1 protein-coding gene is annotated in these 546 nt (G+C 29.9%); it reads left to right on the forward strand.

The window, feature by feature from the left end; translation table 11 throughout:
• Positions 1-451, forward strand: a 451-nt coding sequence (locus tag WA340_RS05840; RefSeq protein ID WP_336127837.1) for a hypothetical protein, incomplete at its 5' end; no start/stop codon positions are given.
• Positions 452-546 lie beyond the last annotated feature (95 nt).

A 546-nucleotide genomic window follows, 5' to 3' on the forward strand; every position in this document is an offset into this window, starting at 1 on the left:
CGTTAGCATACATTTGAAAGAGACATTGGAACTGAAAAACAAAATATCGAAATTGACACTAATTCTGATTTTAATCGGAATTTCATTCGGATTTAAATCTCAAACTACTGAATTCAGTTTTAAGGACAAATACGGAAATGAAATCACGATTGAGAATACGGAACTTATTCCTGAATTAATTGATACAGAATTTCTGAAAAATAACCTGAACGGAACTCATTTCACGTTTAAATTAAAAGAAGACGCAGAATTAAAATTTGAATATAGAATTGCGGAATTTGTTCGAATAAATGAATTGGAATACCGACTTCGTATTTTACAAAAACCAAAGTCTGATAAAATTGAGGATGAAATCAGATACGTTGGATTTAGTAACTATAGAATGAATTTAGAGAAAAATAGAAACGGAATTGAATTAAAAAGCGTCGAATTTATGTACGCTGAATTATAAAAACGTATGCTAACAATGTATAAATTCAATTGCGGCTGAATTTCCTACGGAAATTCATTGCAATTTTCTATCTTTCAGTCTCAATCGGAAAATCG

The organism is Mesoflavibacter sp. CH_XMU1422-2 (genome assembly GCF_037029245.1).
GTDB lineage: Bacteria > Bacteroidota > Bacteroidia > Flavobacteriales > Flavobacteriaceae > Mesoflavibacter > Mesoflavibacter zeaxanthinifaciens.